This window comes from Mesorhizobium muleiense (assembly GCF_900099905.1).
GTDB classification, from domain to species: domain Bacteria; phylum Pseudomonadota; class Alphaproteobacteria; order Rhizobiales; family Rhizobiaceae; genus Mesorhizobium; species Mesorhizobium muleiense.
Map to the genome: position 1 here is coordinate 29433 of NZ_FNEE01000007.1, position 23172 is coordinate 52604.

Sequence of the window (23172 nt, forward strand, 5' to 3'; positions counted from 1 at the left end):
ATTAGAGGAGAGATGTCATGAAGAAACTCATTCTTGCGTCGGTTTCGGCGCTTGCCCTGCTTGGCGTTGCGGCTTGCAGCGACAGCGGCACGGGCGGGGACGCTACCACCACGCAGAGCACCAATCCGCCGGCGAACGAACAGCCGATGCAGCCGGCTCCCGACGCGACCAAGCCGGCCGAGCCGGCTCCGGCACAGCCATCTGCGCCGGCGCAGTAATTCTTATGTGATGAACAGAAGGCCGGCATCCTGCCGGCCTTCTGACTTCAGGACAGTCTTCTTGCGGCTTCCGCCGCAAGCTCGGTTTCGCCTGTCACTTTTTGGCCCAGCAGAACGGGCCGAAATGGCGAGGTGACGAAGGCTTGCCGTTTCGCGCGCCATGGCCGTTGCTGCCTGCTAATTTCCATGATCGACGGTTGCGCCAGCTGCTCAGGCGGCCGCGAAATCGGCTGGGCCGGCCCTGCGGCATTGTCTTCAGCTTGATAGCGGTGGGCTTGATAGCGGCGGCCAGTTAGCCGTAATAGGTGCCCATGTCGATTTGGGATCGCCTCGGCGACTTCATCACCCGCGTTTCGTCCTCAACCTCGTCCGGCGTCGCCGACGTGGTCGAGGCTGTGCGCACGGTTTTCTCCGGCGACCCCGACCTGCGCCGGCGCGTCGCCTTCTCGGTGGCGATGATCGCGCTGTCGGCCAAGATGGCCAAGGCCGACGGCATCGTCACCCAGGACGAGGTGCGCGCCTTCCAGCAGATATTCGAAGTGCCGAAGGAGCAGACGCGCAATGTGGCGCGGCTCTACGATCTGGCCAAGCGCGACATCGCCGGCTTCGAGACCTATGCCGCGCGCATGGCGCAGCTTTGCGGCTCCGGCCATTCGAACTGCGCGATGCTGGAAGACATTCTCGACGGGCTGTTCCATATCGCCAAGGCCGACGGGCTGGTCCACGAGCGCGAAGGTCAGTTCCTGCATCGCATCGCCGAGATCTTCCGGATCGAGGAGGCGCATTACCAGAGCATTCTGGCCCGGCACGTCGACCTGGGTGCGGCCGATCCGTATGTCGTGCTCGGCATCGAGCGGGGAAAAACCTTCGAGGAGGTCAGGAAGCGTTACCGCAAGCTGGTTTCGGACAACCATCCCGACCGGCTGATCGCACGCGGCCTGCCGCAGGAATTCATCAAGATCGCAACCAGCAGGATAGCGGCGATCAACGCGGCCTATGAGATGATCGAACGGGGCCTGCGGCACGCATGAGCGGCTTCCTGCCCGACGAGCCGAGCGCCGAGGTCAGGGTATCGCGGAATTTCGGTCCACGACGCGAGACGGTCGACATGATCGTGCTGCACTACACCGGCATGGAGACCGGCGCCGGCGCCGAAGCATGGCTGTGCGATCCGGCCAGCGAGGTTTCGTCGCACTACCTCGTCCATGAGGACGGCCGCATCGTCCAGATGGTCAGGGAAAGCGACCGTGCCTGGCATGCCGGCAAGAGTTCCTGGTTCGGACGCAGCGACATCAACTCCTGTTCGGTCGGCATCGAGATCGTCAATCCGGGACATTCGCTGGGCTACCGGAATTTTCCGAAACGGCAGATCGATGCCCTGATCGGCCTGTGCAACGGGATTGTTCAGCGCCATTCCATCCCGGCTCAACGGGTGCTCGCCCATTCCGACGTGGCGCCGGGACGCAAGATCGACCCGGGCGAGAGATTCCCCTGGAAGGCCCTGTTCGAGGCCGGTGTCGGCCATCTTGTCGAAGCAGCACCCGTCAGGCGCGGCGCGGTGCTGAAGGCCGGCGACGCGTCTGCCGAGGTCGAGGCGCTGCAGTCGATGCTGGCGCTCTACGGTTATGGCGTGGAGATATCAGGCGCTTTCGATCGGCAATCCGAAATCGTGGTCGAGGCTTTCCAGAGGCATTTCCGGCAACGCAAAGTGGATGGCGTGGCCGACGGATCGACAATTCGCACGCTGGAACGGCTGCTTGGCTCGGTGAGGGCAGTTCCGTCCAAGTAGTCTTTTCCTGGCTGTAAGTTACAGCCTGTCATTTAAAGTGACTTGCCCCGCCTTTTTTGCCGCCAATTCGACCGTCAAAGGCGATCCGTGCAAGTTGTCGGACCTACAGCCTCCCAAATGTTCCGACGTTGATTGGCGTAGCTGCGTGAAGTTCTTCGCGCGGTTCAAACAGAACAGGATCCCATGCAGAAATTGACCGTTTTAACGGCAGCTGTTGCTGCCGGCGTAATGACTTTTGCCATCGGTGCGGCCAATAGCGCGCCTTTGAGCCAGCGGGCCGACCAGGGTTTCATGACCGCGTCCGATAAGACTGCCACGCCGAAAGCCGGGCAAGATGCCGGAGAAAAAAGGACAGCCTCCGCAAAGGCGAAAAAAGTTGCTGCGGTGAAAGCGAAAAAGCCAGCATCCGCAAAGGCGGAAAAGGTCTCTGCAAAGAAGGCAGTCGTTGCAAAGAAGGCAGTCGTTGCAAAGAAGGCAGTCGTTGCAAAGAAGGCAGTCGTTGCAAAGAAGGCAGTCGTTGCAAAGAAGCCAGTCGTTGCAAAGAAGCCAGTCGTTGCAAAGAAGGCGGTCTCCAAGCGGCACGTGAAGCGCAACAGGACCCGCATCGACCAGGCGACGACGGCGTCGATCGGCCGGCACAGCCGGGCGGCGGCGCCGAAGCCGGCGGCCGCTGGCGATAGCGGCCAGTACTCGACGATCATCGAGCGTCATGCGGCCAGCAATGGTGTGCCGGTCTCGCTCGCCAAGGCCGTCATCATGATCGAGAGCAGGTTTCAGCCGAACCAGGTCGGCCGCGCCGGTGAGATCGGCCTGATGCAGATCAAGCCGTCGACGGCGCGGATGATGGGTTACAGCGGCTCGATCAAGGGTCTCCACGATCCCGAGACCAACATCAAATACGGCATGAAATACCTCGCCATGGCGCGCAACCTCGGCGACGGCACGACCTGCGGCACGATCCTGAAGTACAATGCCGGCCATGGCGCCAAGCGGATGAACCCGATTTCCGCGGCCTATTGCGGCAAGGTCAAAGTGCAGCTGGCCGCGCTTGGAGCGCCGGCGTAATAGACCGGGATCTGCTTTTTTGTTTGCGTTTTCGAATGTGAATCCCTTTATACGCCTTGCCAGCTGGCCGGGCGGCCGCACCCGCGAAGCCGAAAGGCTGCGGGTGAGGAAAGTCCGGGCTCCATGGAGACACGGTGCCGGTTAATGTCCGGCGGGGGCGACCCTAGGGAAAGTGCCACAGAAAGGAAACCGCCACGATCCGTCGTGGTAAGGGTGAAAGGGTGGGGTAAGAGCCCACCGCGCGACTGGCAACAGGAGCGGCACGGTAAACCCCACCGGGAGCAAGACCGAATAGGGGCGGTGCGAGGGGAAACCCTCGAGGGCTGTTTCCGGCTCACCGCCCGGGTAGGTTGCGTGAGGCGCATGGCAACATGCGCCCAAGATGAATGGCCGCCACGTTCTCGCGCCGCAAGGGGCGAGGGCCATACAGAACCCGGCTTACAGGCCAGCTGGCAATTTTCGTCCAGATTCTACGTTTTCGTCCAGATTCTAGGGGGAAACTCCCTGATATCAGCAGGTTGCGTCTTCGGGCGCGCTTGCTGGTTCAGGCGCTTCATTGACTGAATCAGCTTTTACTGGGCTGTGCATGGAGCAAGCGTTTCTTGAAACTGGTGCGATTAAATCGTACTTTCCTAAAGCGCGTCGCGTTCGACCGTCCTCTCGCGACGCGCTTTAGGTTGTTGTTTATGCATGTCGTTATCGCAGAACCGCTGCACACTTTTGCGCGACATGCATTAGTACGGGCGGTATCAGGAGCGCACCATGGGTCAGGTCGACAAACGCAGCATCACGCTCTCGCCGGAATTGGCGGCGGCGGTCGACGATGTGGTCGCCGCCGGCGAATATGCTTCGGCGAGTGAGGTGATCCGCGACGCGCTCAGGCAATGGAAGGACCGCCGTGACTTGCACGGCTACACACTCGAGGAGTTGCGCAAGCTGGTGCAGGAGGGGATCGACAGCGGACCGGCGCTGGACGGCCCGCCAATCATGGAACGACTGCGCGCCAAATATCTGAAAATGGCCGAGGCCAAAGGCCTCGAGGAGTGAAATACCGCCTGCTTCCTCAGGCATTAATCGACCTCGAACGTATCGGCGACTACATTGCCGAACACAATCCTGATGCGGCGATCCGCCTCGTGAATATCTTGGAGAGGCGTTGGGATTTGCTGACCCTGCATCCTTTCTCGGGCGCACCGCGCGAAGACATTGCGCCCGGCATCCGCCATCTGGTCGTCGGCGAATACCTCACCTTGTACCGTGTCGGCGCGGATGCAGTCGAGATCCTGCGTGTGCTGCATGGCCGGCGCAGTATCGAAGCCGACGATCTGGCTTCGTGATCGGTCGTTCAGCCGTCGACGCCGTCCAGCGACGCCTCGATCGCCTGCCAAAGCGCTTCCATCGGCTCGCAGCCGACCGACAGGCGGACAAAGCCGGGCGGCACCGCATCACCCCAGCGGGCGCGCCGCTCGGCCGAAGAGTGGACGCCGCCGAAGGAGGTCGCCGGCTGGATCAGGGCGCAGGCGCCGATGAACGCTTCGGCCCTGGCTTCACCCCCCAGGTCGAGGCCGACAAGGAAGCCGAAACGCTCCATCTGGGTGGTCGCCAGATTGTGCGAAGGGTCATCCTCCAGTCCAGGAAAGCGGACGGATTTCACGGCCCGATGATTTGTCAGGCGTCGGGCGATCAGTTCGGCCGATGTGCACATGCGCTCGAAGCGGACTTCCAGCGTCTCGAGGCCCCGATGGACCAGCCAGGCTTCGAATGGTCCGGGGATCGAGCCCGACAGTTTGCGCCACTCGCGGATGGCGGTGATGATGCCGGCGTCACGGCTGGCGACATGGCCGAACAGCGCGTCGGAATGGCCATTGGGCGCTTTTGTGTCAGCAGCAACGACGATATCGGCGCCGAGGTCGAGCGGGCGCTGACCGTAAGGCGTCATCGTGGTGTTGTCGGCGACGACCAGCGCGCCGGCCTCGTGCGCAAGGCGCGCCACGCCGGCCAGGTCGCAAATGTCCAGCCCAGGATTGGATGGGGTCTCGACGAACACCAGCCGGTAGCCGGAAAAACCGCCGTCCACAAAGGACTTGGTCGGTCGTGTGTCGAACGGGAGGTCGAAAGGTTTGAGGAAGCGCTCGGCAAGCAGGCGCGGCGTGTAGTAACCATCGGACGGCAACAGGATGCGATCGCCCGCCTTGAGCAGCGCGAAGAAGACCGCCGCGATCGCGGCCATGCCCGACGGGAACGCTACGGCTGGCGCCTCCTCGAGGTGGCCGAGCATGTCTTCCACCGCTTCCCATGTCGGATTGTCGTAGCGCCCGTACTGGCTGACGCCGGCCGGATTGCCGGGCAGATGGAAAGTGGTCGTCATTGTCAGCGGCAGCGAGACCGGGTCGCCCTTGGCGAGCTTGACGCCACGCAAATGGGCGAGGGTGGCCGCGCGCGATTTGGCTGTTTCGGACATGTATTTTCAACCTTCTGACCGAGAAAAGGACCTGTTTCTGACCGAGAAAAGACAGGCCGACGCTATGCGTGGTGGCGCTCCGCGGCAAGCCGCCTCCGGTTAGGCCAAGCGGCTCTAAACGCTTCGTTAGGCTTAATGGAGCATAAACACGGGAGTGCCGTCAAAGCTGCCCTCATCGGTTGTGGCGCGCGTTTTGTGAAGCCTGTTCCCGTTGACGCCCATAGTACCCCATGATATCCCATTCAGATATTCAAGCCTTCGTTCCGCGTCAGGGTGAAGCGTACGCCAATCGGGCAGCCGCGGCGGCTGCGCGTTCGCCTGTTTTTGCCTTTTGGAACGAAGTGAGTTTTGGGCAGGGACCGCGCTGCGGCGGCGCGGGCGGGAAGATGCAGAGGGGTGCGGCGGCGCAAGCGGCCGTAACGTGTAATGGACCGGTTTCTGTCAAGCGCGGTGAACAGGATCGATGCGAAGGGGCGGGTGTCCGTTCCGGCGCATTTCCGTGCGGTTGTGCAGAAGCGCGGTTATTCGGAACTTTATGCGCTGCGCTGCCTGGACCGTCCGGCGATGGATGTCGGCGGGCTCGACCTGCTCGACCGCTACGAGCAGCGCATCGCGCAGGAAGACCCCTTCCTGCAGACCTCGGACGACATGTCGTTCTTCTGCCATGGCGATGGAACCTTTCTCAAGCTCGATCAGGACGGCCGCATCTCGATGACCGATTTCATCCGCGAGCATACCGGCATTTCCGCGGAAGTGGCTTTTGTCGGCCGCGGCAATTTCTTTCAGATCTGGGAACCTGGCCGGCTCACCGCCTATGGGAAGGAAGCACGCGCCCGGCTTTTGCAGCTTCGGCAGGGGACGAAGCCTGGGGAGCGGCCGCAATGATGGCGGGCTACGGCGATGACCCTGACGCCGTTGGCGGACCGGCCCGTCACATTCCGGTCCTCCTTGCCGAAGTGCTGGAGGCGCTTTCGCCCAAGACGGGCGAGGTGGTCGTCGACGGCACATTCGGCGCCGGCGGCTACTCCAAAGCCATTCTGGCGAGAAGCGCCTCGGTAGTCGCGATCGACCGCGATCCGGATGCGATTGCTGCCGGTCGTGTTCTCGAGCAACAATCGGGCGGCAGGCTCCGGCTTGTTCAGGCGCCGTTCTCGACATTGGACGAGCATGTCGAAAGCGCTGACGGCGTCGTGCTCGACATCGGCATCTCCTCCATGCAGATCGATCAGGCGGAGCGCGGTTTTTCGTTCCGTGCCGACGGACCGCTCGATATGCGCATGGCGCAAGCCGGCCTCAGCGCCGCCGATGTCGTCAACTCTTTCAAGGTGGGCGATCTTGCCCGCATCTTCGGGTTTCTTGGCGAAGAGCGCCATGCCGGCCGCATCGCCCGCATGATTGAAAACCGTCGCGAAAAACATCCGTTCGAGCGCACGCTCGACCTTGCAGACGCCATTGAAACGCATATCGGCCGCGCGCCGAAGGACAAGATCCATCCAGCGACCCGCGTCTTTCAGGCGCTGCGTATTTTCGTCAATGACGAACTCGGCGAACTGGCCAAAGCGCTTTTTGCGGCTGAACGCGTGCTGAAACCGGGCGGACGGCTGGCCGTGGTGACGTTCCATTCCCTGGAAGACCGCATCGTCAAGCGCTTCATCGCCGATCGCGCCGATGCGGCGACCGGATCGCGGCACCTGCCCGAGGCGCAGGCGCGCAGCGCCACATTCAAAAAGGTGGGCAGCGGCGTGACGCCCGGTGAGGCCGAGATATCGGCCAATCCGCGGGCACGCTCGGCAAGGCTGCGCGCTGCGATCCGCACCGACGCGCCGCCGCGCGCCGGCGATTTTTCGATTTTCGGTCTTCCTAAACTTCCTGACCCAAAACTTCCCGGTGCCGAGCGGCCGGGAGAGAGGTGAGCACGTGTTTCGTACCAGCGACATAGTCCTTATCGCCGTCATGGTTTCGGCCGCGGCCTTGACCTTCAAGACCAAACGCGAGGCCGAGGAACAATTGGCGGCGGTGCACAAGATCCAGGCACAGATCCGCTACGAGGAGGACACGATCGATCTCCTGAAGGCGGACTGGAGCCTGCTTACCCAACCGTCGCGCCTGCAAAAGCTGGCCGAGATCTATAAATCGCAACTCGAGCTCGAGCCGGTCAGCGCCCGACAGATCATCGGGCTGGACGATCTGCCGGCAAAACCCCTCACCATCGAGGACCTTTCGTCCGAGCGGCTGGGCGGCATGGCCGACAGTTCCAGCAAAGAACCGATGGGCAACGACCCCGTGGTCACCGGAGGCATCGTCCAATGATCGCCAGACTTCCAGTGATCACCAGTCTGCTGACGCGCCGCGCCAAGTCCGGCGACGACGGATCGATTGTGGTCGAAGGCGCCCGCAAGGCGACCGGCGGCAAGGGCAGGACCCGCGTCGTGATGACGATGGCGGTATTTTTCGGCATCTATCTGACCATCACCGGGCGGCTGGTCTATCTCGGTTTCCAGAACCCCGACCTGTCCGGCGGTCCGCAGAGCCGGGTGACGGCGTCGCGGCCCGACATCGTCGACCGCAACGGCGAAGTTCTGGCGACCGACATCAAGACGGCGTCGCTGTTTGCCGAACCGCGCCGCATTGTCGACGCCGACGAGGCGATCGAAAAACTGGCAACGGTGCTTCCCGAAATCGACTACGAGCAGACCTATCACAAGCTGAAGAGCGGCGCCGGCTTCGTCTGGCTGCAGCGGCAACTGACGCCCAAGCAACAATCTGACATTCTGCAGCTCGGCATTCCCGGCATCGGCTTCCGCACCGAAAAGCGCCGCTTCTATCCGGCCGGCGAAACCTCGTCTTACATTGTCGGCCTCACCAACATCGACAACCAGGGCATCTCCGGCATGGAGAAATACATCGACGAACAGGGGCTGAGCGATCTTCAGGCGTCCGGCCTGGCGGTGGCCAAGGATCTGAAGCCGGTGCAGCTCTCAATCGACCTGCGCGTCCAGCATATCGTGCGTGACGAGGTCGCCACCGGCATGGAAAAATACCGCGCAATCGCGGCGGGCGCCGTCGTTCTCAATGTCAAGACCGGCGAAGTGGTCGCGATGGCCTCGGTTCCGGACTTCGATCCGAACAACCCCTATAATGCGCACGACAAGGACCGCTTGAACCGCATGTCGGCCGGGCTCTACGAGATGGGCTCGACCTTGAAGAGCTTCACCACCGCCATGGCGCTCGATTCGGGCAAAGTGACGCTGGAAAGCCGTTTCGACGCTACGCGCCCGATCAGGATCGGCCGCCAGACCATCCATGATTTTCATGGCAAGGCCCGGGTGCTGTCGGTACCCGAAGTGTTCATCTATTCGTCCAACATCGGTTCGGCCAAGGAAGCCGAAGCGGTCGGCATCGAGGGGCACCGCGAATTCCTGCATCGCCTGGGCATCCTCGAGAGAATGCAGACGGAACTGCCTGAGGTCGCCCGCCCGACCGAGCCAAAGGTCTGGAAACAGGTCCATTCGATCACCATCGCCTTTGGTCACGGTGTGTCGACGACGCCGCTGCAGACGGCGGTCGGCTGTGCCGCGCTGATGAACGGCGGCTATCTGATCCAGCCGACATTCCTGAGACGGGCGCAGGAACAGGCGATGTCGGTGGCCAAGAAAGTCGTCAGCGACAAGACCTCCGAGAACATGCGCTATCTCTATGCACTCAATGCCGAGAAAGGCTCAGGCAGGAACGCCAGGGTTCCGGGTTATCGCGTCGGCGGCAAGACGGGAACGGCCGAGAAGGTTGTCAACGGCCGCTACTCAAAGGACAAGAACTTCAACGCCTTCGTCGCGGCTTTCCCGATGGACGATCCGCAATACATCGTGCTTACCATCGCCGACGAACCGAAGCCGGAAAAACCCGGCATGGGTGCGACGGCCGCCTCGAATGCTGGCGCCATGGCTGCAAACATTATCCGACGTTCGGCTTCCATGCTTGGCGTGAAGCCAGATTTCAGCCATGAAAATGGCGCAACGCTGGTTTCCTATCAGTGATTCTGAGGGCGCGCCGGCAACTGCGCGCTATTTTGTTGCTATGAACGGGGTTCGATGAAGCTGAAAGACCTAGCCGGTATCCTGCCTGTCGAGGGGACAGCTTCCTTCGATACGGAGGTTACCGGGATTTCTTCGGATTCCCGCCAGGTAGGACCGGGCGTGGTCTTCTTCGCGCTCGCTGGCACCAAGACCGATGGCGCGGCCTATGCCGCCGATGCCGCCAAGCGCGGCGCCGCAGCGATCGTGACCGGCAAGGGCAGCGGCGCCGTCACCGGACTGCCGGTGCCGGTTTTCGCTGTCGACGATCCGCGCCTGGCGCTGGCGCTGAGTGCGGCCCGCTACTTCGGCAGGCAGCCGCAAACCATGGTCGCGGTGACCGGCACCAGCGGCAAGACATCGGTTGCGGCTTTCACCAGGCAGATCTGGGAGCAGTCAGGCTTTGCCGCTGCTTCGATCGGCACGACCGGCGTGGTGGCGCCGGGCCGCAACGAGTACGGCTCGCTGACCACCCCCGACCCGGTCGACCTGCACAGGCTGCTGCGCGAACTGGCGGATGCCGGCGTCACCCACGCATCGATGGAGGCCTCCAGCCATGGTCTCGATCAGCGCCGGCTTGACGGCGTGAAACTCGCAGCCGGCGGGTTCACCAATCTCGGCCGCGATCATATGGACTATCATCCGACAGTCGAGGACTATCATCGCGCCAAGCTGCGCCTGTTCGACGCGCTGCTGCCGAAGGGCGCGCCGGCCGTCATCTTTGCCGACGATCCCTGGTCGGAGCCGACGATCCAGGCGGCAAGGGCCGCGGGACTGGATGTGCTGACGGTCGGCCGCCACGGCGGGTTTCTGACACTGAAGCGGGTCGAGCACGAGCGCCACCGCCAGCGTGCCGAGGTGGAAGTCGATGGCTTTCTCCACGAGATCGACCTGCCGCTGGCCGGCGATTTCCAGATCGCCAATGCCCTGGTTTCGGCGGGCCTCGCCATTTCTACTGGAACACCTGCCGCCAAAGCCCTGATGGCGTTGGAGAAATTGAAGGGTGCCCCGGGCCGGCTGGACCTTGTTGGCACCGCTGCCAACGGTGCGCCCGTCTATGTCGATTACGCGCACAAGCCGAACGCGCTGGAAAACGTGTTGGCTTCGGTCCGGCCGTTCACCACCGGCCGCGTCATCGTCGTGTTCGGCTGCGGCGGCGACCGCGACCGTGGCAAGCGTCCGATCATGGGCGAGATCGCCACGCGGCTCGCCGATGTCGTCATCGTCACCGACGACAATCCGCGCTCGGAAGTGCCCGAAACGATCCGTGCCGCGATTCTTGCCGCTGCACCCGGCGCCATCGAGATCGGTGACCGGCGCAAGGCGATCCACCAGGCAGTCGCCATGCTCCATGCCGGCGATACGCTGATCGTGGCCGGCAAGGGGCATGAGGAAGGCCAGACCGTCGGCGCCGAAACGCTGCATTTTTCCGACCATGAGGAAGTCCGCGCCGCGCTCCAGGAGCACGCCGCATGAGCTTCCTGTGGACCTCAGAGGATCTCGTCGCGGCCATGGGCGGACGACCGCTCGGTCCGATGCCGGAGGGTATCAGCGGCATCTCGATCGACAGCCGCAGCCTTGAGCCGGGCGATGCTTTCTTCGCGATCAAGGGCGAGGCGATGGACGGCCATGATTTCGCGACCGCCGCCATCAAGGCCGGCGCCGGCGTGCTGGTCGTCGCCGAGGGCAAGCTGCCGTCGCTCGGGCGGCTGACGGCGCCGATGATCGTCGTGCAGGACGTCTTGGCCGCGCTGGAAAAGCTGGGGCTGGCCGCCCGCGCGCGCTCGAATGCCAAGATCATCGCGGTGACCGGTTCGGCGGGCAAGACCACCACCAAGGAAGCGCTGCGCCATGTGCTGTCAGTGGTCGGCAAGGTGCACGCATCGGCGCAGTCTTTCAACAACCACTGGGGCGTGCCGCTGACGCTGGCGCGGATGCCTGTGGATTGCGACTATGCCGTGTTCGAGATCGGCATGAACCATCCCGACGAGGTCCGGCCACTGGCCAGGATGGTCCGGCCGCATGTCGCCATCGTCACGCTGATCGCCGCGGCACATCTCGGCTTCTTCCGCAATCTGGACGAGATCGCCAAGGCCAAGGCCGAGATTTTCGAAGGACTGGAACCGGACGGCGCCGTCCTTCTCAACCGCGACGACCCGCGCTGGAAGCTTCTGGACAAGATGGCGAGAGCCGCCGGCGTCGAGCACATCTACGGCTTTGGCGAGAATGCCCGTGCGACCTTCAAGCTGCTGACATGCGCGCTGCATGCCGATCATTCCGTCATCACTGCCAAGATCGGCGGTCAGGAGATCACCGCCAGGGTCGGCGCGCCGGGCCGACACATGGTGCAGAATGTGCTGGCCGTGCTCGGCGCCGCGCACCTGGTCGGCGCCGACATCGCCAGGGTGGCGCTGGCGCTGGCCGATCTTTCGGCCGAGCGCGGACGCGGCAAGCGCCATGTGCTGCGCCACCCCAAAGGTCCGATCACGCTGATCGACGAGAGCTACAACGCCAATCCGGCGTCGATGAGCGCAGCGATGGCGCTGCTCAACGCGACGCCGGTGTCAGGCGAAGGCAGGCGCATCGCGGTGCTCGGCGACATGCTCGAGCTCGGCGATCATTCGGCGAAGCTGCACGCTGCCCTTGCCGATCTCATCATCGGCACCGAGACGCGCACGGTGTTTCTCGCCGGCCCGCAAATGCGGGCGCTGGCCGACATCCTGCCTGATGAGATCGAGACAGAATATCGCGCCGGCGCGGAGGATCTGAAACTGGTGCTTCTGTCGGCGCTGAAGCCGGGCGACGTGGTGATGATCAAATCGTCGAAAGGCATCGGGTTTTCCAAACTGGTCGACGCACTGCTCAGCAAATTTCCGGCGGCAGCCGCAACCGCCAAACAGACCTAGAGCCAGGTCCGGGGACCGAATCGCATGTTCACACTGCTCGTCGAATTCGCGGACAAGATCTCGGTCTTCAACGTCTTCCGCTACATAACCTTCCGCACCGGCGGCGCGCTGATCACCGCGGCGCTGATCGTCTTCATCTTCGGTCCGGCCATCATCAATTCGCTGAGGCTGCGGCAGGGCAAGGGCCAGCCTATCCGTGCCGACGGGCCGCAGACGCATTTCAAGAAAGCCGGCACGCCGACCATGGGCGGGCTGATGATCCTGTGCGGCATCATCGGCTCGTCGCTGCTGTGGGCGAACCTGTCCAGCATCTATGTCTGGGTGGTGCTGCTGGTGACCCTGGGTTTCGGCTCGATCGGGTTCTACGACGATTATCTCAAGGTGACGAAGCAATCGCATCTCGGCTTCTCCGGCAAGGCGCGGCTGGGGCTTGAATTCGTCATCGCCGGCATCGCCGCCTGGGTGATCATGCACAACGGCCAGGCGCCGTTCTCATCGTCGCTGACCTTCCCCTTCGCCAAGGAGTTCCTCATCAATCTCGGCTGGTTCTTCATCCCGTTCTCGTGCTTCGTCATCGTCGGCGCCGGTAACGCGGTGAACCTGACCGATGGCCTCGACGGCCTGGCGATCGTGCCGATCATGATCGCGGCGGCGTCCTTCGGCGTCATCGCCTACCTGTCCGGCAATGCGGTGTTCGCCGAGTATCTGCAGATCCATTTCGTGCCCGGCACCGGTGAATTGGCGGTGGTCCTCGGCGCAGTGATCGGCGCCGGCCTCGGCTTCCTGTGGTTCAACGCACCGCCGGCGGCGATCTTCATGGGCGATACCGGCTCGCTGGCGCTTGGCGGCCTGATCGGCACGGTTGCGGTTGCCACCAAGCACGAGATCGTGCTGGTCATCGTCGGCGGCCTGTTCGTCGTCGAGATCCTGTCGGTCATCATCCAGGTCGGCTACTTCAAGATGACCGGCAAGCGGGTGTTTCTGATGGCGCCGATCCACCATCATTTCGAAAAGCTCGGCTGGACCGAAAGCCAGGTGGTGATCCGCTTCTGGATCATCGCCGTCATCCTGGCGCTGGTCGGCCTGTCGACCCTCAAGCTGCGATAGGAGGCCGCTTGATCCCCGCCGCATCCTTCGCAGGCAAGCGCGTTTCACTCTTCGGGCTCGGCGGCTCGGGGATCGCTACTGCGCGCGCGTTGATCGAGGGCGGAGCGGACGTGCTCGCCTGGGACGACAATCCCGGCAGTGTCGCCAATGCCGCGGCCGTCGGTATCGCGACCGGCGACCTGCGTGGCGCCGACTGGGCGAAGTTCTCGGCCTTCGTGCTGTCGCCCGGCGTGCCGCTGACGCATCCGAAGCCGCACTGGGCAGTGGAACTGGCGCGCGCTTCAGGCGTCGAGATCATTGGCGACATCGAGCTGTTCTGCCGGCAGCGGACCTTGCTGGCGCCGGCTGCACCCTTCATCGCCATAACCGGCACCAACGGCAAATCGACCACCACGGCGCTGACGGCGCATATCCTGAAATCGGCCGGACGCGACACGCAGATGGGCGGCAATATCGGCCGCGCGGTGATGACGCTCGATCCACCGGAACCGGGGCGGCACTATGTCGTGGAATGCTCGTCCTACCAGATAGACCTGGCGCCCTCGATCAATCCGACCGCCGGCGTCCTGCTAAACCTGACGCCCGATCATCTCGACCGTCATGGCACGATGCAGCACTACGCCGCGATCAAGGAGCGGCTGGCGGCCGGCAGCGAAACGGCCATCGTCGGCGTCGACGATTCCTGGTGCGCCCAGCTCGCCGACCGGCTGGAGCGGGCAGGCCGGCACGTCATCCGCATTTCGAAGCGCCTGCCGCTGACCGACGGCTATTTCGCCGACGGCACCGATCTGATGGAGGCGGTGCACGGCCGTTACAGCCGGGTCGCCTTTCTCGAAGGCATCGGCTCGCTGCGCGGCCAGCACAATGCGCAGAATGCGCTAGCCGCTCTCGCCGCCTGCCTCAAGGTCGGGCTCGAGCTGGGCGAGATCCAGTCGGGGCTGGAGAGCTTTCCCGGGCTGGCGCACCGTATGGAGCAGGTCGGCCGCATGGGCCATGTGCTGTTCATCAACGATTCCAAGGCGACCAATGCCGATGCGGTAGCGCCCGCATTGTCCTCCTTTCCGCGCATCTACTGGATCGCCGGCGGGCTGCCGAAAGAGGGTGGCATCGAGCCGTTGCGCGGCCTCTTTCCGCGCATCGCCAAGGCCTATCTGATCGGCGAGGCCGCACCAGCCTTCTCGGCGACGCTCGGCGAGGCGGTGCCCTACGAGATCTCCGGCACGCTGGCCGCAGCAGTCGAGCATGCGGCAAGCGACGCGGCCAGGGACGATGGCAATGGCGAGGTGGTGGTGCTGCTTTCGCCGGCCTGCGCCAGTTTCGACCAGTTCAAGAATTTCGAAGTGCGCGGCGAAGCCTTCAGGCAAGCTGCGAGCACTATTGATGGCGTGAAGCTCATCGGAGGGGCACGATAATGCAAAGCCGTCTCGACAAAAGCCCGGTTGCCACCTGGTGGTGGACGATCGATCGCTGGTTCCTGGCCGCGTTCCTGTCGCTGATGGGGCTCGGCATCGTGCTGTCCTTCGCGGCAAGCCCGGCGGTGGCCCAGCGCATCGGCCTGGACAGTTTCCACTTCGCCACGAGGCAGATCATCTTCACCATTCCCGCACTTGGCGTGATGCTGGCCGTCTCCTTCCTGGAATCGCGGCAGATCAGGCGCATGGCCCTGGCGATGCTGTGCATCACGCTGGTGCTGATGGTGGCGGTGCTCTACATCGGCGTCGAGGTGAAGGGCGCGCGTCGCTGGGTGTCGCTCGCCGGCGTGTCGCTGCAGCCGTCGGAATTCCTGAAGCCTGCCTTCGTCGTCATCTGCGCCTGGCTGTTTGCCGAACACAAGCGCCAGCCCGACATTCCAGGCAATCTGTTCGCCATGCTGCTGCTGGCCCTCGTCATCTCGCTGCTGGTGGCGCAGCCCGATTTCGGCCAGACCATGCTGGTGCTCGGCACCTGGGGGGTGATGTTCTTCATGGCCGGGCTGCCATGGCTGTGGATCATCGCGCTGGGCGCTGTCGGCGTCGGCGGCGTGTTTGCCGCCTACACCGTGTTCCCGCATGTCGCCGGCCGCATCGATCGCTTCATGACCGGCGAGGGCGACACGTTCCAGGTCGATATGGGCCGCGATGCGCTGATCAATGGCGGCTGGTTCGGCGTCGGGCCGGGCGAGGGCACCGTCAAGCGGGTGATACCCGACAGCCATGCCGATTTCGTCTACTCGGTGGCCGGCGAGGAGTTCGGACTGATCATGTGCTTCTTCATCATGACCATCTTCGCCTTCATCGTGCTGCGCGGCCTCGGCACTGCGCTCAAGGAGCAGGACGATTTCACACGCTATGCGGTCGGCGGCCTGGTCACGGTCTTCGGTCTGCAGTCGGTCATCAACATGGCCGTCAATCTGCAGCTGATGCCGGCCAAGGGCATGACCTTGCCGTTCATCTCCTATGGCGGCTCCTCGCAGATCGCCATCGCCATCTCGATGGGCATGGTGCTGGCGCTGACGCGCAAGCGGCCGGAAAAGCGCAAGCAATTGGGCTTCGCGCCGTCGCGGCGCGCCATGCCGGCGGAGTGAAATGTCGAGGGGCGCGATCCTTCTGGCGGCCGGCGGCACGGGCGGGCATCTGTTCCCGGCCGAGGCGCTGGCGCACGAGTTGATCAGGCGCGGCTGGACGGTGCATCTGGCCGCCGATGATCGTGCCGAGCGTTTTGCCGGCCAGTTCCCGGCGGCGGGCATCCATCCGATCCAGTCGGCGACCATCGGCTCGAAAAACCCGTTCGCCGTGCTCGCCGCCTTCTGGAAGATATGGGGCGGCGTGCGGCAGGCATCGGCCGTGATCGGTCGGGTCAAGCCAGCCGTGGTGGTCGGTTTCGGCGGCTATCCGACGCTGCCGCCGCTCTATGCGGCGACGCGGCGCAAGGTGCCGACGCTGATCCACGAGCAGAACGCGGTGATGGGGCGCGCGAACCGGGCGCTCGCCGGCCGTGTCGATGCCATCGCCGGCGGGTTCTTGCCGGAAGATTCAAGCGCTGCAGGCGCCAAGACGGTGACGACCGGCAATCCGGTCAGGCCGCAAGTGCTGGAGGCGGCAAAGACGCCCTATGCGGCGTCGACCGGGGAGCAGCGGTTCCGCTTCCTGGTGTTCGGCGGCAGCCAGGGCGCACAGTTCTTTTCCGATGCGGTGCCGGCGGCGGTTCGACAGCTTTCCGATGCACAACGCAAGCGGCTTGATATCACCCAGCAGGCGCGTGCCGACGATGTCGAGCGGGTGAAGGCGGCCTATGCCGCCCTTGGCGTCGAGGCTGAGGTGTCGCCCTTCTTCACCGACATGGCGGCGCGCCTGGCTGCGGCGCACCTGGTGATGTCGCGGTCCGGCGCATCGACCGTATCGGAAATCGCGGTGATCGGCCGGCCGGCGCTGCTGGTGCCCTATCCGCATGCGCTCGACCACGACCAGGCAGCCAATGCCGCGGCATTGGCGGCGGCAGGCGGCGCCGAAGTGCATCCGCAATCGACGCTTTCGCCCGAGCGCATCGCCGCGCTCGTCGGAGCGCTGATGGACGATCCAGCGCGGCTGACCACAATGGCAGCGGCGGCGAAATCGGCCGGAAAACCGGACGCGGCACGGTTGCTCGCCGATCTGACAGAGGCTATTGCGTCGAAGAAAAGCGTATCGGAATTCAGGAAGGAGACGCACGTATGAAGATGCCGCAGACGATCGGCCTCGTGCATTTCATCGGCATCGGCGGTATCGGCATGAGCGGCATCGCCGAGGTGCTGCATAATCTCGGCTACCAGGTGCAAGGGTCCGACCAGGCCGACAGCGCCAATGTGCAGCGGCTGCGCGACAAGGGCATCGAGTGCTTCGTCGGTCACCATGCCGACAATATCGGCGATGCCGAAGTGGTCGTCGTCTCGACGGCGATCAAGAAATCCAATCCGGAGCTGAAGGCGGCACGCGAGAAACTGCTTCCCATCGTCCGTCGCGCCGAGATGCTGGCGGAACTGATGCGCTTCCGGCAGGCGGTGGCCATCGGCGGCACGCATGGCAAGACGACGACGACCTCGATGGTGGCGACGCTGCTCGAGGCCGGCGGGCTCGATCCGACCGTGATCAATGGCGGCATCATCAATGCCTACGGCACCAACGCCCGCATGGGCGATGGCGAATGGATGGTGGTGGAGGCCGATGAGAGCGACGGCACGTTCCTGAAGCTGCCGGCCGAGATTGCCGTCGTCACCAACATCGATCCCGAGCATCTCGACCATTACGGCTCCTTCGACAAGGTGCGCGAGGCCTTTCGCCAGTTCGTCGAAAACGTACCGTTCTACGGCTTCGGCGTCATGTGCACCGACCATCCCGAGGTGCAGGCGCTGGTCAGCCGCATCGAGGACCGGCGCGTCATCACCTATGGCGAGAACGCACAGGCCGACGTGCGTTTCATCAATCACCGCATGGATGGCCCGACCTCGGAATTCGACGTGGTGATCCGCGACCGCAAGACCGGCGGCCAGTCGACGATATCAGGCCTGCGCTTGCCGATGCCCGGCCGTCACAACGTCGCCAATGCGACGGCGGCGATCGCCGTCGCGCATGAGCTCGGCCTTTCGGCCGAGGCGATCAGGAAGGGCCTGTCGTCCTTCGCCGGCGTCAAGCGGCGCTTCACCCGTACCGGTTCGTGGAACGGCGTCGATGTGTTCGATGATTACGGCCACCATCCGGTCGAGATCACAGCTGTTCTGAAGGCGGCGCGCGATGCCACCAAGGGCCGCGTCATCGCCATTGCCCAGCCACACCGCTTCACCCGGCTTCACGACCTGTTCGACGAGTTTTCCGTCTGCTTCAACGATGCCGACACGGTGATGGTGGCGCCGGTCTATGCGGCAGGCGAAGAGCCGATCGACGGGATCACGTCCGAGGCATTGGTGTCGCGCATCCGCTCCGGCGGCCATCGCGACGCGCGCTACATCGAAGGCCCCGCGGCGATTGCGCCGGTTATCCGCGACCTGGCCAAACCAGGCGATTTCATCGTCTTTCTCGGTGCCGGCAACATCACCCAATGGGCCTACGCGCTGCCCAAGGAACTCGGCGGTACTGCCTCATGATGCGTGGCCAGGCATTGATCGACAAGCTTGGAGGCCGGCTTGCCGGCCTGCGCGGCCGCATCACGCCCAATGCCGAGATGGACAAGATCACCTGGTTCCGCGCCGGCGGGCTGGCCGACGCACTGTTCCAGCCGGCCGACGAAGACGATCTCGCTGCGTTCCTGGGAGCAGTGCCCGAAGAGATACCGCTGACCACCGTCGGTATCGGCTCGAACCTGCTTGTCCGTGACGGCGGTATTGCGGGCTTCGTCATCCGGCTTTCGGCCAAGGGCTTTGGCGAAGCCGAAGTGATTGCGCCGACCACAATCAAGGCGGGTGCGGCGACGCCCGACAAACGCCTTGCCGCTGTCGCCTATCAGGCTGGCATAGGCGGCTTTGAGTTCTACCACGGCATTCCGGGCGCCATCGGCGGTGCGCTGAGGATGAATGCCGGCGCCAATGGCGTCGAGACGCGCGAGCGCGTTGTCGAGGTGCGGGCGCTCGACCGCAAGGGCAATGTGCATACGCTGAGCAACGCCGATATGGGTTACGCCTATCGCCATTCGGCAGCACCTGCCGGGCTGATCTTCACATCAGCGGTGTTCGAAGGCGTTGTGGCGGACAAGGCCGCGATCAAGGCGGCAATGGACGCCGTCCAGCACCATCGCGAGACCGTGCAGCCGATCCGCGAAAAGACCGGCGGCTCGACCTTCAAGAATCCGGAGGGCACCTCGGCCTGGAAGGAGATCGACAGAGCGGGCTGTCGGGGGCTGATGATCGGCGGCGCGCAGATGTCGCCGATGCATTGCAACTTCATGATCAACACGGGAACCGCGACCGGCTACGACCTTGAATATCTTGGCGAGACGGTGCGCGCGCGCGTGCTCGAACGGTCGGGCATCCGGCTGCATTGGGAAATCAAGCGCATCGGCAAATTCCGGCCGGGGCACGAGGTCCAGGAATTCCTCGGACAGTTGCTGTAAGGACTCAACAACACAGTTTTCGCGGCCATTTTTGCGGAAAGTGAATCTCGCGGAATCGTAAGGACTTGCCAGCGATTCAACTCTCTGATTCTCTGCCCTGAAGCGTTTCCTGATTTGAGTCGTTTCGACGCGTCACCAGCGTTTTTCCGTCAGGGGCTGCCTGCCGGGAAACTCGGGGACTCGATGGTGCAGAAATCGTCAGAGCAGGGACTGCTCCGAGCGTTTGAGTGTATGGCCCTTTCCGGGGGCGTGAGATGCAGACCCGCCGTGAAAGGGCCCGCCGTGAGAGGGAATGACGGGAAATGAAAAGCAAGCACGTGGCCGTCCTTCTGGGTGGATTCTCGTCCGAGCGGCCCGTGTCCTTGTCTTCGGGGAAAGCCTGTGCTGATGCGCTCGAGACGGAAGGCTACCAGGTCACTCGCGTCGACGTCTCGCGCGATGTTGGATCGGTGCTGGCCGAGCTCAAGCCTGATGTTGTCTTCAATGCGCTGCATGGTCCTTTCGGCGAGGACGGCACCATCCAGGGCATCCTCGAATATCTTGCCATCCCCTATACCCATTCCGGCGTGCTCGCCTCGGCGCTTGCCATGAACAAGGAACAAGCCAAGAAGATCGCCAAGTCTGTCGGCATTCCGGTCGCCGAATCGAAGGTGGTCAATCGCTTCGCGATCCAGAACAAGCACCCGATGAAGCCGCCCTACGTCGTCAAGCCGGTCAATGAGGGGTCGAGCTTCGGTGTCGTCATCGTGCACGAAGGGCAGTCGCATCCGCCGCAGGTCATCGGTTCGTCCGACTGGAAGTATGGCGATACCGTCATGGCGGAGCGCTATGTGCACGGGCGGGAGTTGACCTGCGCGGTGATGGGCGATGTGGCGCTCGGCGTCTGCGAGATCATCCCGACCGGCCATTCCTTCTACGACTATGATTCAAAATACGTCGCGGGCGGATCAAAACACGAATGCCCTGCAAAAATTTCACCGAATATTTACCAAAAAATACAGACACTGACGCTCAGGGCTCACCAAGCCATCGGCTGCCGGGGCGTTTCCCGGTCGGACTTCCGTTATGATGATCGACACTCCGAGAACGGCGAAATTGTCTGGCTCGAGGTCAACACTCAGCCCGGCATGACGCCGACATCCTTGGTGCCTGAGATCGCCGCGCAGGCGGGACACTCGTTCGGCGATTTGTTGAGTTGGATGGTGGAGGACGCTTCGTGTCTGCGTTGAGGTGGGGACAGGGCAAGGGGAAGGGCGCGGCCGGGCCGACGCTGTTCGGTGTGGCGTTGTCGTTCGACCATTTCGTGCTGCCGCGCCTGCTTCGCCGGCCGGCGCGCATGCTGGCGCGTCTGGGCGAGGACGACTTCGAGGTGCCGCCGTTTTCCGCAGCCGTGCTGTCGGCGGCGCTGCTCGTATCGGGCAGTGCCTATGGCGCCTATCTCGGCGGGCATGTCGACGCTATCGTCCAGGGCATCACCGCCCGCACCGGCTTTGCCGTCGACCAGATCAAGGTCGTCGGCAACCGCGCAACCTCCGAGATCGATATTCTCGACAGGATGCAGCTCGATGGCTGGACGTCGCTGATCGGCTTCGATGCCGAAGCCGCGCGGGAACGCATCGCCACGCTGCCCTGGGTCGAGGTTGCGGCGGTGCGCAAGGTCTATCCGCACACGCTGGAGGTGCGCATCGAGGAGCGTGAGCCCTTCGCGCTCTGGCAGCAGGGCAGCGAGCTTTCGGTCATCGAGCGCTCCGGCGCCGTGATCGCGCCATTCTCCGGCGGCAAGCAGTCGCTGCTGCCGCTGATCGTCGGCACCGGAGCCCCGGCCAAGGCGCCGGATTTCCTGGCCAGGATCAAGAAATACCCAGAGCTTGCCGCACGGATCAAAGGCTACATCCGCATCGGCGAACGGCGTTGGGACCTGAAGCTGGAAAACGGCATCACGGTCAAGCTCCCCGAGGATGGCGAGGACCAGGCGATCGCCGATCTGCTCAGGATGGACCGAGAGAACGGGCTTTTGACGCGCGATATCGCCGCCGTCGACATGCGCCTTTCCGATCGCCTCGTCGTCCAGTTGACGCCGGAGGCGGCGACGCAGCGTCAGGCCGCGCTCAATGAAAAGCCGAAAATGCCGAAGCGCAAGCCGGAGACGAAGATATGAGCTGGCTTGGCGGCAACAGCGATGCCTCGTCGCGCCGGTCCGGCATCATGACGGTGCTGGATGTCGGCTCGAGCAAGGTCTGCTGCGTGGTGGCCAAGCTCAAGCCGCGCGAGGACGGCATGCTGCTGCGCGGGCGCTCGCATCGCATCCAGGTGATCGGCATCGGCCACCAGAAATCGCAAGGCGTGAAATCGGGAGTCGTCATCGATCTCGACAGGGCCGAGCACGCCATCCGCCTTGCCGTCGATGCCGCCGAGCGCATGGCCGGGCTGACCGTCGATTCGCTGATCGTCAACATGACGGCCGGCCGGCTGAAGAGCGAAAGCTTTTCGGCAACCATCAACCTTGGCGGCCATGAGGCGGACGAGGCCGACATCAAGCGCGTGCTTGCCGCCGGCGCCAAGCAGGCGCTGCGGGCCGAGCGCGAAGTGATCCATTCGCTTCCAGTCGGCTTTTCGCTGGACGCCGAGCGCGGCGTGCGTGATCCGCGCGGCATGGTCGGCGACCAACTCGGCGTCGACATGCACGTGCTGACGGGTGACGCGGCACCGTTGCGCAATCTGGAGCTTTGCATCAACCGTTCGCACCTGTCGGTCGAGCGCATGGTGGCGACGCCCTATGCCAGCGGTCTTGCCGCACTGGTCGACGACGAACTCGAGATGGGCGCAGCCTGCATCGACATGGGCGGCGGCACCACGACGATCTCGATGTTTTCGGAAGGCAAGTTCGTTCATGGCGACGCCATCGCCATCGGCGGCAACCACGTCACGCTGGACATGGCCAAAGGCCTGTCAACCTCGCTCGATGCCGCCGAGAGGCTGAAAGTGATGCATGGCTCGGCGCTGCCCGGCAGTGCCGACGACCGCGACCTGGTCTCGATACAGCCGATCGGCGAGGACGGCGAGGTGCCGCTTCAGATCCCGCGTTCGGTGATGACGCGCATCATCCGGGCGCGCATCGACGAAACGCTCGAACTGTTGCGCGACCGGCTGAACAGGTCCGGCTACGGCAACGCCGCCGGCAAGCGCGTCGTGCTGACCGGCGGCGCCAGCCAGCTTTCCGGCCTGCCCGAGGCAGCGCGCCGCATTCTCGGACGCAATGTGCGCATCGGCCGTCCGCTCGGTGTAGCGGGCCTGCCGGAGGCGGCCAAGGGGCCGGCTTTCTCGACGCCGGTCGGGCTTCTGATCTACCCGCAGATGGCGAATTTCGAGAGCCATCCGGCGAAAGGAATTTCTGGTCTCAGGATGACCGGGACAGGCGGAAAACTGCATCGAATGAGTCAGTGGTTGAGAGACAGTTTTTAAATTGACGGGGACAGCCCCATAGGCGGCCGCAGCGGCG

22 protein-coding genes and 1 other RNA gene are annotated in these 23172 nt (G+C 63.7%); 22 read left to right on the forward strand and 1 reads right to left on the reverse strand.

What is annotated here, in order from left to right; all coding sequences use genetic code 11:
- The first annotated feature begins 17 nt into the window (after positions 1–17).
- The 7 genes from BLT09_RS14560 to BLT09_RS14595 all read left to right on the forward strand — a co-directional run bounded on the left by BLT09_RS14560 (position 18) and on the right by BLT09_RS14595 (position 4409).
- Positions 18–218: a hypothetical protein gene (locus BLT09_RS14560; RefSeq protein ID WP_023798723.1), complete on the forward strand. Its 201-nt coding sequence runs from the start codon at positions 18–20 to the stop codon at positions 216–218.
- Positions 219–529: 311 nt separating this feature from the next.
- A complete protein-coding gene (locus BLT09_RS14565) occupies positions 530–1249 on the forward strand; it encodes a J domain-containing protein (RefSeq protein ID WP_023798724.1) in 720 nt (239 codons plus the stop codon).
- Entirely contained in the window at positions 1246–2007 is a 762-nt protein-coding gene (locus BLT09_RS14570; RefSeq protein WP_091594127.1) for an N-acetylmuramoyl-L-alanine amidase, read from the forward strand. The genes BLT09_RS14565 and BLT09_RS14570 overlap by 4 nt, the downstream gene beginning before the upstream one ends.
- Positions 2008–2190: 183 nt before the next feature.
- The gene (locus tag BLT09_RS35815; RefSeq protein WP_091594129.1) at positions 2191–3072 is read left to right on the forward strand and encodes a lytic transglycosylase domain-containing protein; all 882 of its coding nucleotides are present in this window, start codon (positions 2191–2193) and stop codon (positions 3070–3072) included.
- A 59-nt stretch (positions 3073–3131) separates the two neighbouring features.
- Positions 3132–3529, forward strand: an RNA gene (gene rnpB, locus BLT09_RS14580) — RNase P RNA component class A.
- Positions 3530–3834: 305 nt separating this feature from the next.
- Positions 3835–4119, forward strand: coding sequence for a type II toxin-antitoxin system ParD family antitoxin (locus BLT09_RS14590; protein ID WP_091594133.1), 285 nt, complete (start codon positions 3835–3837; stop codon positions 4117–4119).
- The gene (locus BLT09_RS14595) at positions 4116–4409 is read left to right on the forward strand and encodes a type II toxin-antitoxin system RelE/ParE family toxin (RefSeq protein ID WP_091594135.1); all 294 of its coding nucleotides are present in this window, start codon (positions 4116–4118) and stop codon (positions 4407–4409) included. The genes BLT09_RS14590 and BLT09_RS14595 overlap by 4 nt, the downstream gene beginning before the upstream one ends.
- Positions 4410–4417: 8 nt before the next feature.
- Here BLT09_RS14595 and BLT09_RS14600 read toward each other — a convergent pair whose 3' ends face one another.
- The gene (locus BLT09_RS14600; protein ID WP_091594137.1) at positions 4418–5533 is read right to left on the reverse strand and encodes a cystathionine gamma-lyase; all 1116 of its coding nucleotides are present in this window, start codon (positions 5531–5533) and stop codon (positions 4418–4420) included.
- Between the two features lie 426 nt (positions 5534–5959).
- Between BLT09_RS14600 and mraZ the strand changes: the two genes are divergently transcribed.
- The 15 genes from mraZ (at position 5960) to ftsA (ending at position 23135) form a co-directional block, all read left to right on the forward strand.
- Positions 5960–6418 carry a division/cell wall cluster transcriptional repressor MraZ gene (gene mraZ / locus BLT09_RS14605; protein ID WP_091594139.1) on the forward strand — a complete coding sequence of 153 codons (459 nt, stop codon included), beginning with the start codon at positions 5960–5962 and terminating at the stop codon, positions 6416–6418.
- Complete coding sequence (gene rsmH, locus BLT09_RS14610) at positions 6415–7446, forward strand: 16S rRNA (cytosine(1402)-N(4))-methyltransferase RsmH (RefSeq protein ID WP_091594141.1); 1032 nt, start codon at positions 6415–6417, stop codon at positions 7444–7446. Before mraZ ends, rsmH begins: the two co-directional genes overlap by 4 nt.
- Before the next feature lie 4 nt (positions 7447–7450).
- Complete coding sequence (gene ftsL / locus BLT09_RS14615; RefSeq protein ID WP_091594142.1) at positions 7451–7843, forward strand: cell division protein FtsL; 393 nt, start codon at positions 7451–7453, stop codon at positions 7841–7843.
- Complete coding sequence (locus BLT09_RS14620; protein ID WP_236473674.1) at positions 7840–9567, forward strand: peptidoglycan D,D-transpeptidase FtsI family protein; 1728 nt, start codon at positions 7840–7842, stop codon at positions 9565–9567. Before ftsL ends, BLT09_RS14620 begins: the two co-directional genes overlap by 4 nt.
- A 54-nt stretch (positions 9568–9621) precedes the next feature.
- The gene (locus BLT09_RS14625) at positions 9622–11079 is read left to right on the forward strand and encodes a UDP-N-acetylmuramoyl-L-alanyl-D-glutamate--2,6-diaminopimelate ligase (protein ID WP_091594144.1); all 1458 of its coding nucleotides are present in this window, start codon (positions 9622–9624) and stop codon (positions 11077–11079) included.
- Positions 11076–12509 carry a UDP-N-acetylmuramoylalanyl-D-glutamyl-2,6-diaminopimelate--D-alanyl-D-alanine ligase gene (locus BLT09_RS14630; RefSeq protein WP_091594146.1) on the forward strand — a complete coding sequence of 478 codons (1434 nt, stop codon included), beginning with the start codon at positions 11076–11078 and terminating at the stop codon, positions 12507–12509. The genes BLT09_RS14625 and BLT09_RS14630 overlap by 4 nt, the downstream gene beginning before the upstream one ends.
- Positions 12510–12533: 24 nt before the next feature.
- The gene (mraY, locus tag BLT09_RS14635) at positions 12534–13616 is read left to right on the forward strand and encodes a phospho-N-acetylmuramoyl-pentapeptide-transferase (protein WP_023798736.1); all 1083 of its coding nucleotides are present in this window, start codon (positions 12534–12536) and stop codon (positions 13614–13616) included.
- A gap of 8 nt (positions 13617–13624) precedes the next feature.
- Positions 13625–15028: a UDP-N-acetylmuramoyl-L-alanine--D-glutamate ligase gene (murD, locus tag BLT09_RS14640; RefSeq protein ID WP_091594148.1), complete on the forward strand. Its 1404-nt coding sequence runs from the start codon at positions 13625–13627 to the stop codon at positions 15026–15028.
- A complete protein-coding gene (gene ftsW / locus BLT09_RS14645; RefSeq protein ID WP_091594150.1) occupies positions 15028–16179 on the forward strand; it encodes a putative lipid II flippase FtsW in 1152 nt (383 codons plus the stop codon). The genes murD and ftsW overlap by 1 nt, the downstream gene beginning before the upstream one ends.
- Before the next feature lies 1 nt (position 16180).
- Positions 16181–17308: an undecaprenyldiphospho-muramoylpentapeptide beta-N-acetylglucosaminyltransferase gene (murG, locus tag BLT09_RS14650; protein ID WP_091594152.1), complete on the forward strand. Its 1128-nt coding sequence runs from the start codon at positions 16181–16183 to the stop codon at positions 17306–17308.
- The gene (murC, locus tag BLT09_RS14655) at positions 17305–18711 is read left to right on the forward strand and encodes a UDP-N-acetylmuramate--L-alanine ligase (protein ID WP_091594154.1); all 1407 of its coding nucleotides are present in this window, start codon (positions 17305–17307) and stop codon (positions 18709–18711) included. Before murG ends, murC begins: the two co-directional genes overlap by 4 nt.
- Positions 18708–19673, forward strand: a complete 966-nt coding sequence (gene murB, locus BLT09_RS14660) for a UDP-N-acetylmuramate dehydrogenase (protein WP_031254742.1) — start codon at positions 18708–18710, stop codon at positions 19671–19673. Before murC ends, murB begins: the two co-directional genes overlap by 4 nt.
- Positions 19674–19975: 302 nt before the next feature.
- Entirely contained in the window at positions 19976–20902 is a 927-nt protein-coding gene (locus BLT09_RS14665; RefSeq protein ID WP_091594156.1) for a D-alanine--D-alanine ligase, read from the forward strand.
- The gene (locus BLT09_RS14670) at positions 20890–21831 is read left to right on the forward strand and encodes a cell division protein FtsQ/DivIB (RefSeq protein ID WP_023798743.1); all 942 of its coding nucleotides are present in this window, start codon (positions 20890–20892) and stop codon (positions 21829–21831) included. Before BLT09_RS14665 ends, BLT09_RS14670 begins: the two co-directional genes overlap by 13 nt.
- Entirely contained in the window at positions 21828–23135 is a 1308-nt protein-coding gene (gene ftsA, locus BLT09_RS14675) for a cell division protein FtsA (protein WP_023798744.1), read from the forward strand. Before BLT09_RS14670 ends, ftsA begins: the two co-directional genes overlap by 4 nt.
- Positions 23136–23172 lie beyond the last annotated feature (37 nt).

Excerpts from the sequence above, each read along its gene's own strand:
- BLT09_RS14560 (WP_023798723.1), top strand. The coding sequence starts at position 18 with ATGAAGAAACTCATTCTTGCGTCGGTTTCGGCGCTTGCCCTGCTTGGC.
- BLT09_RS14565 (WP_023798724.1), top strand. The coding sequence starts at position 530 with ATGTCGATTTGGGATCGCCTCGGCGACTTCATCACCCGCGTTTCGTCC.
- BLT09_RS14570 (WP_091594127.1), top strand. The coding sequence starts at position 1,246 with ATGAGCGGCTTCCTGCCCGACGAGCCGAGCGCCGAGGTCAGGGTATCG.
- BLT09_RS35815 (WP_091594129.1), top strand. The coding sequence starts at position 2,191 with ATGCAGAAATTGACCGTTTTAACGGCAGCTGTTGCTGCCGGCGTAATG.
- BLT09_RS14590 (WP_091594133.1), top strand. The coding sequence starts at position 3,835 with ATGGGTCAGGTCGACAAACGCAGCATCACGCTCTCGCCGGAATTGGCG.
- BLT09_RS14600 (WP_091594137.1), bottom strand. The coding sequence starts at position 5,533 with ATGTCCGAAACAGCCAAATCGCGCGCGGCCACCCTCGCCCATTTGCGT.
- mraZ (WP_091594139.1), top strand. The coding sequence starts at position 5,960 with ATGGACCGGTTTCTGTCAAGCGCGGTGAACAGGATCGATGCGAAGGGG.
- rsmH (WP_091594141.1), top strand. The coding sequence starts at position 6,415 with ATGATGGCGGGCTACGGCGATGACCCTGACGCCGTTGGCGGACCGGCC.
- BLT09_RS14620 (WP_236473674.1), top strand. The coding sequence starts at position 7,840 with ATGATCGCCAGACTTCCAGTGATCACCAGTCTGCTGACGCGCCGCGCC.
- BLT09_RS14625 (WP_091594144.1), top strand. The coding sequence starts at position 9,622 with ATGAAGCTGAAAGACCTAGCCGGTATCCTGCCTGTCGAGGGGACAGCT.
- BLT09_RS14630 (WP_091594146.1), top strand. The coding sequence starts at position 11,076 with ATGAGCTTCCTGTGGACCTCAGAGGATCTCGTCGCGGCCATGGGCGGA.
- mraY (WP_023798736.1), top strand. The coding sequence starts at position 12,534 with ATGTTCACACTGCTCGTCGAATTCGCGGACAAGATCTCGGTCTTCAAC.
- ftsW (WP_091594150.1), top strand. The coding sequence starts at position 15,028 with ATGCAAAGCCGTCTCGACAAAAGCCCGGTTGCCACCTGGTGGTGGACG.
- murG (WP_091594152.1), top strand. The coding sequence starts at position 16,181 with ATGTCGAGGGGCGCGATCCTTCTGGCGGCCGGCGGCACGGGCGGGCAT.
- murC (WP_091594154.1), top strand. The coding sequence starts at position 17,305 with ATGAAGATGCCGCAGACGATCGGCCTCGTGCATTTCATCGGCATCGGC.
- murB (WP_031254742.1), top strand. The coding sequence starts at position 18,708 with ATGATGCGTGGCCAGGCATTGATCGACAAGCTTGGAGGCCGGCTTGCC.
- BLT09_RS14665 (WP_091594156.1), top strand. The coding sequence starts at position 19,976 with ATGAAAAGCAAGCACGTGGCCGTCCTTCTGGGTGGATTCTCGTCCGAG.
- ftsA (WP_023798744.1), top strand. The coding sequence starts at position 21,828 with ATGAGCTGGCTTGGCGGCAACAGCGATGCCTCGTCGCGCCGGTCCGGC.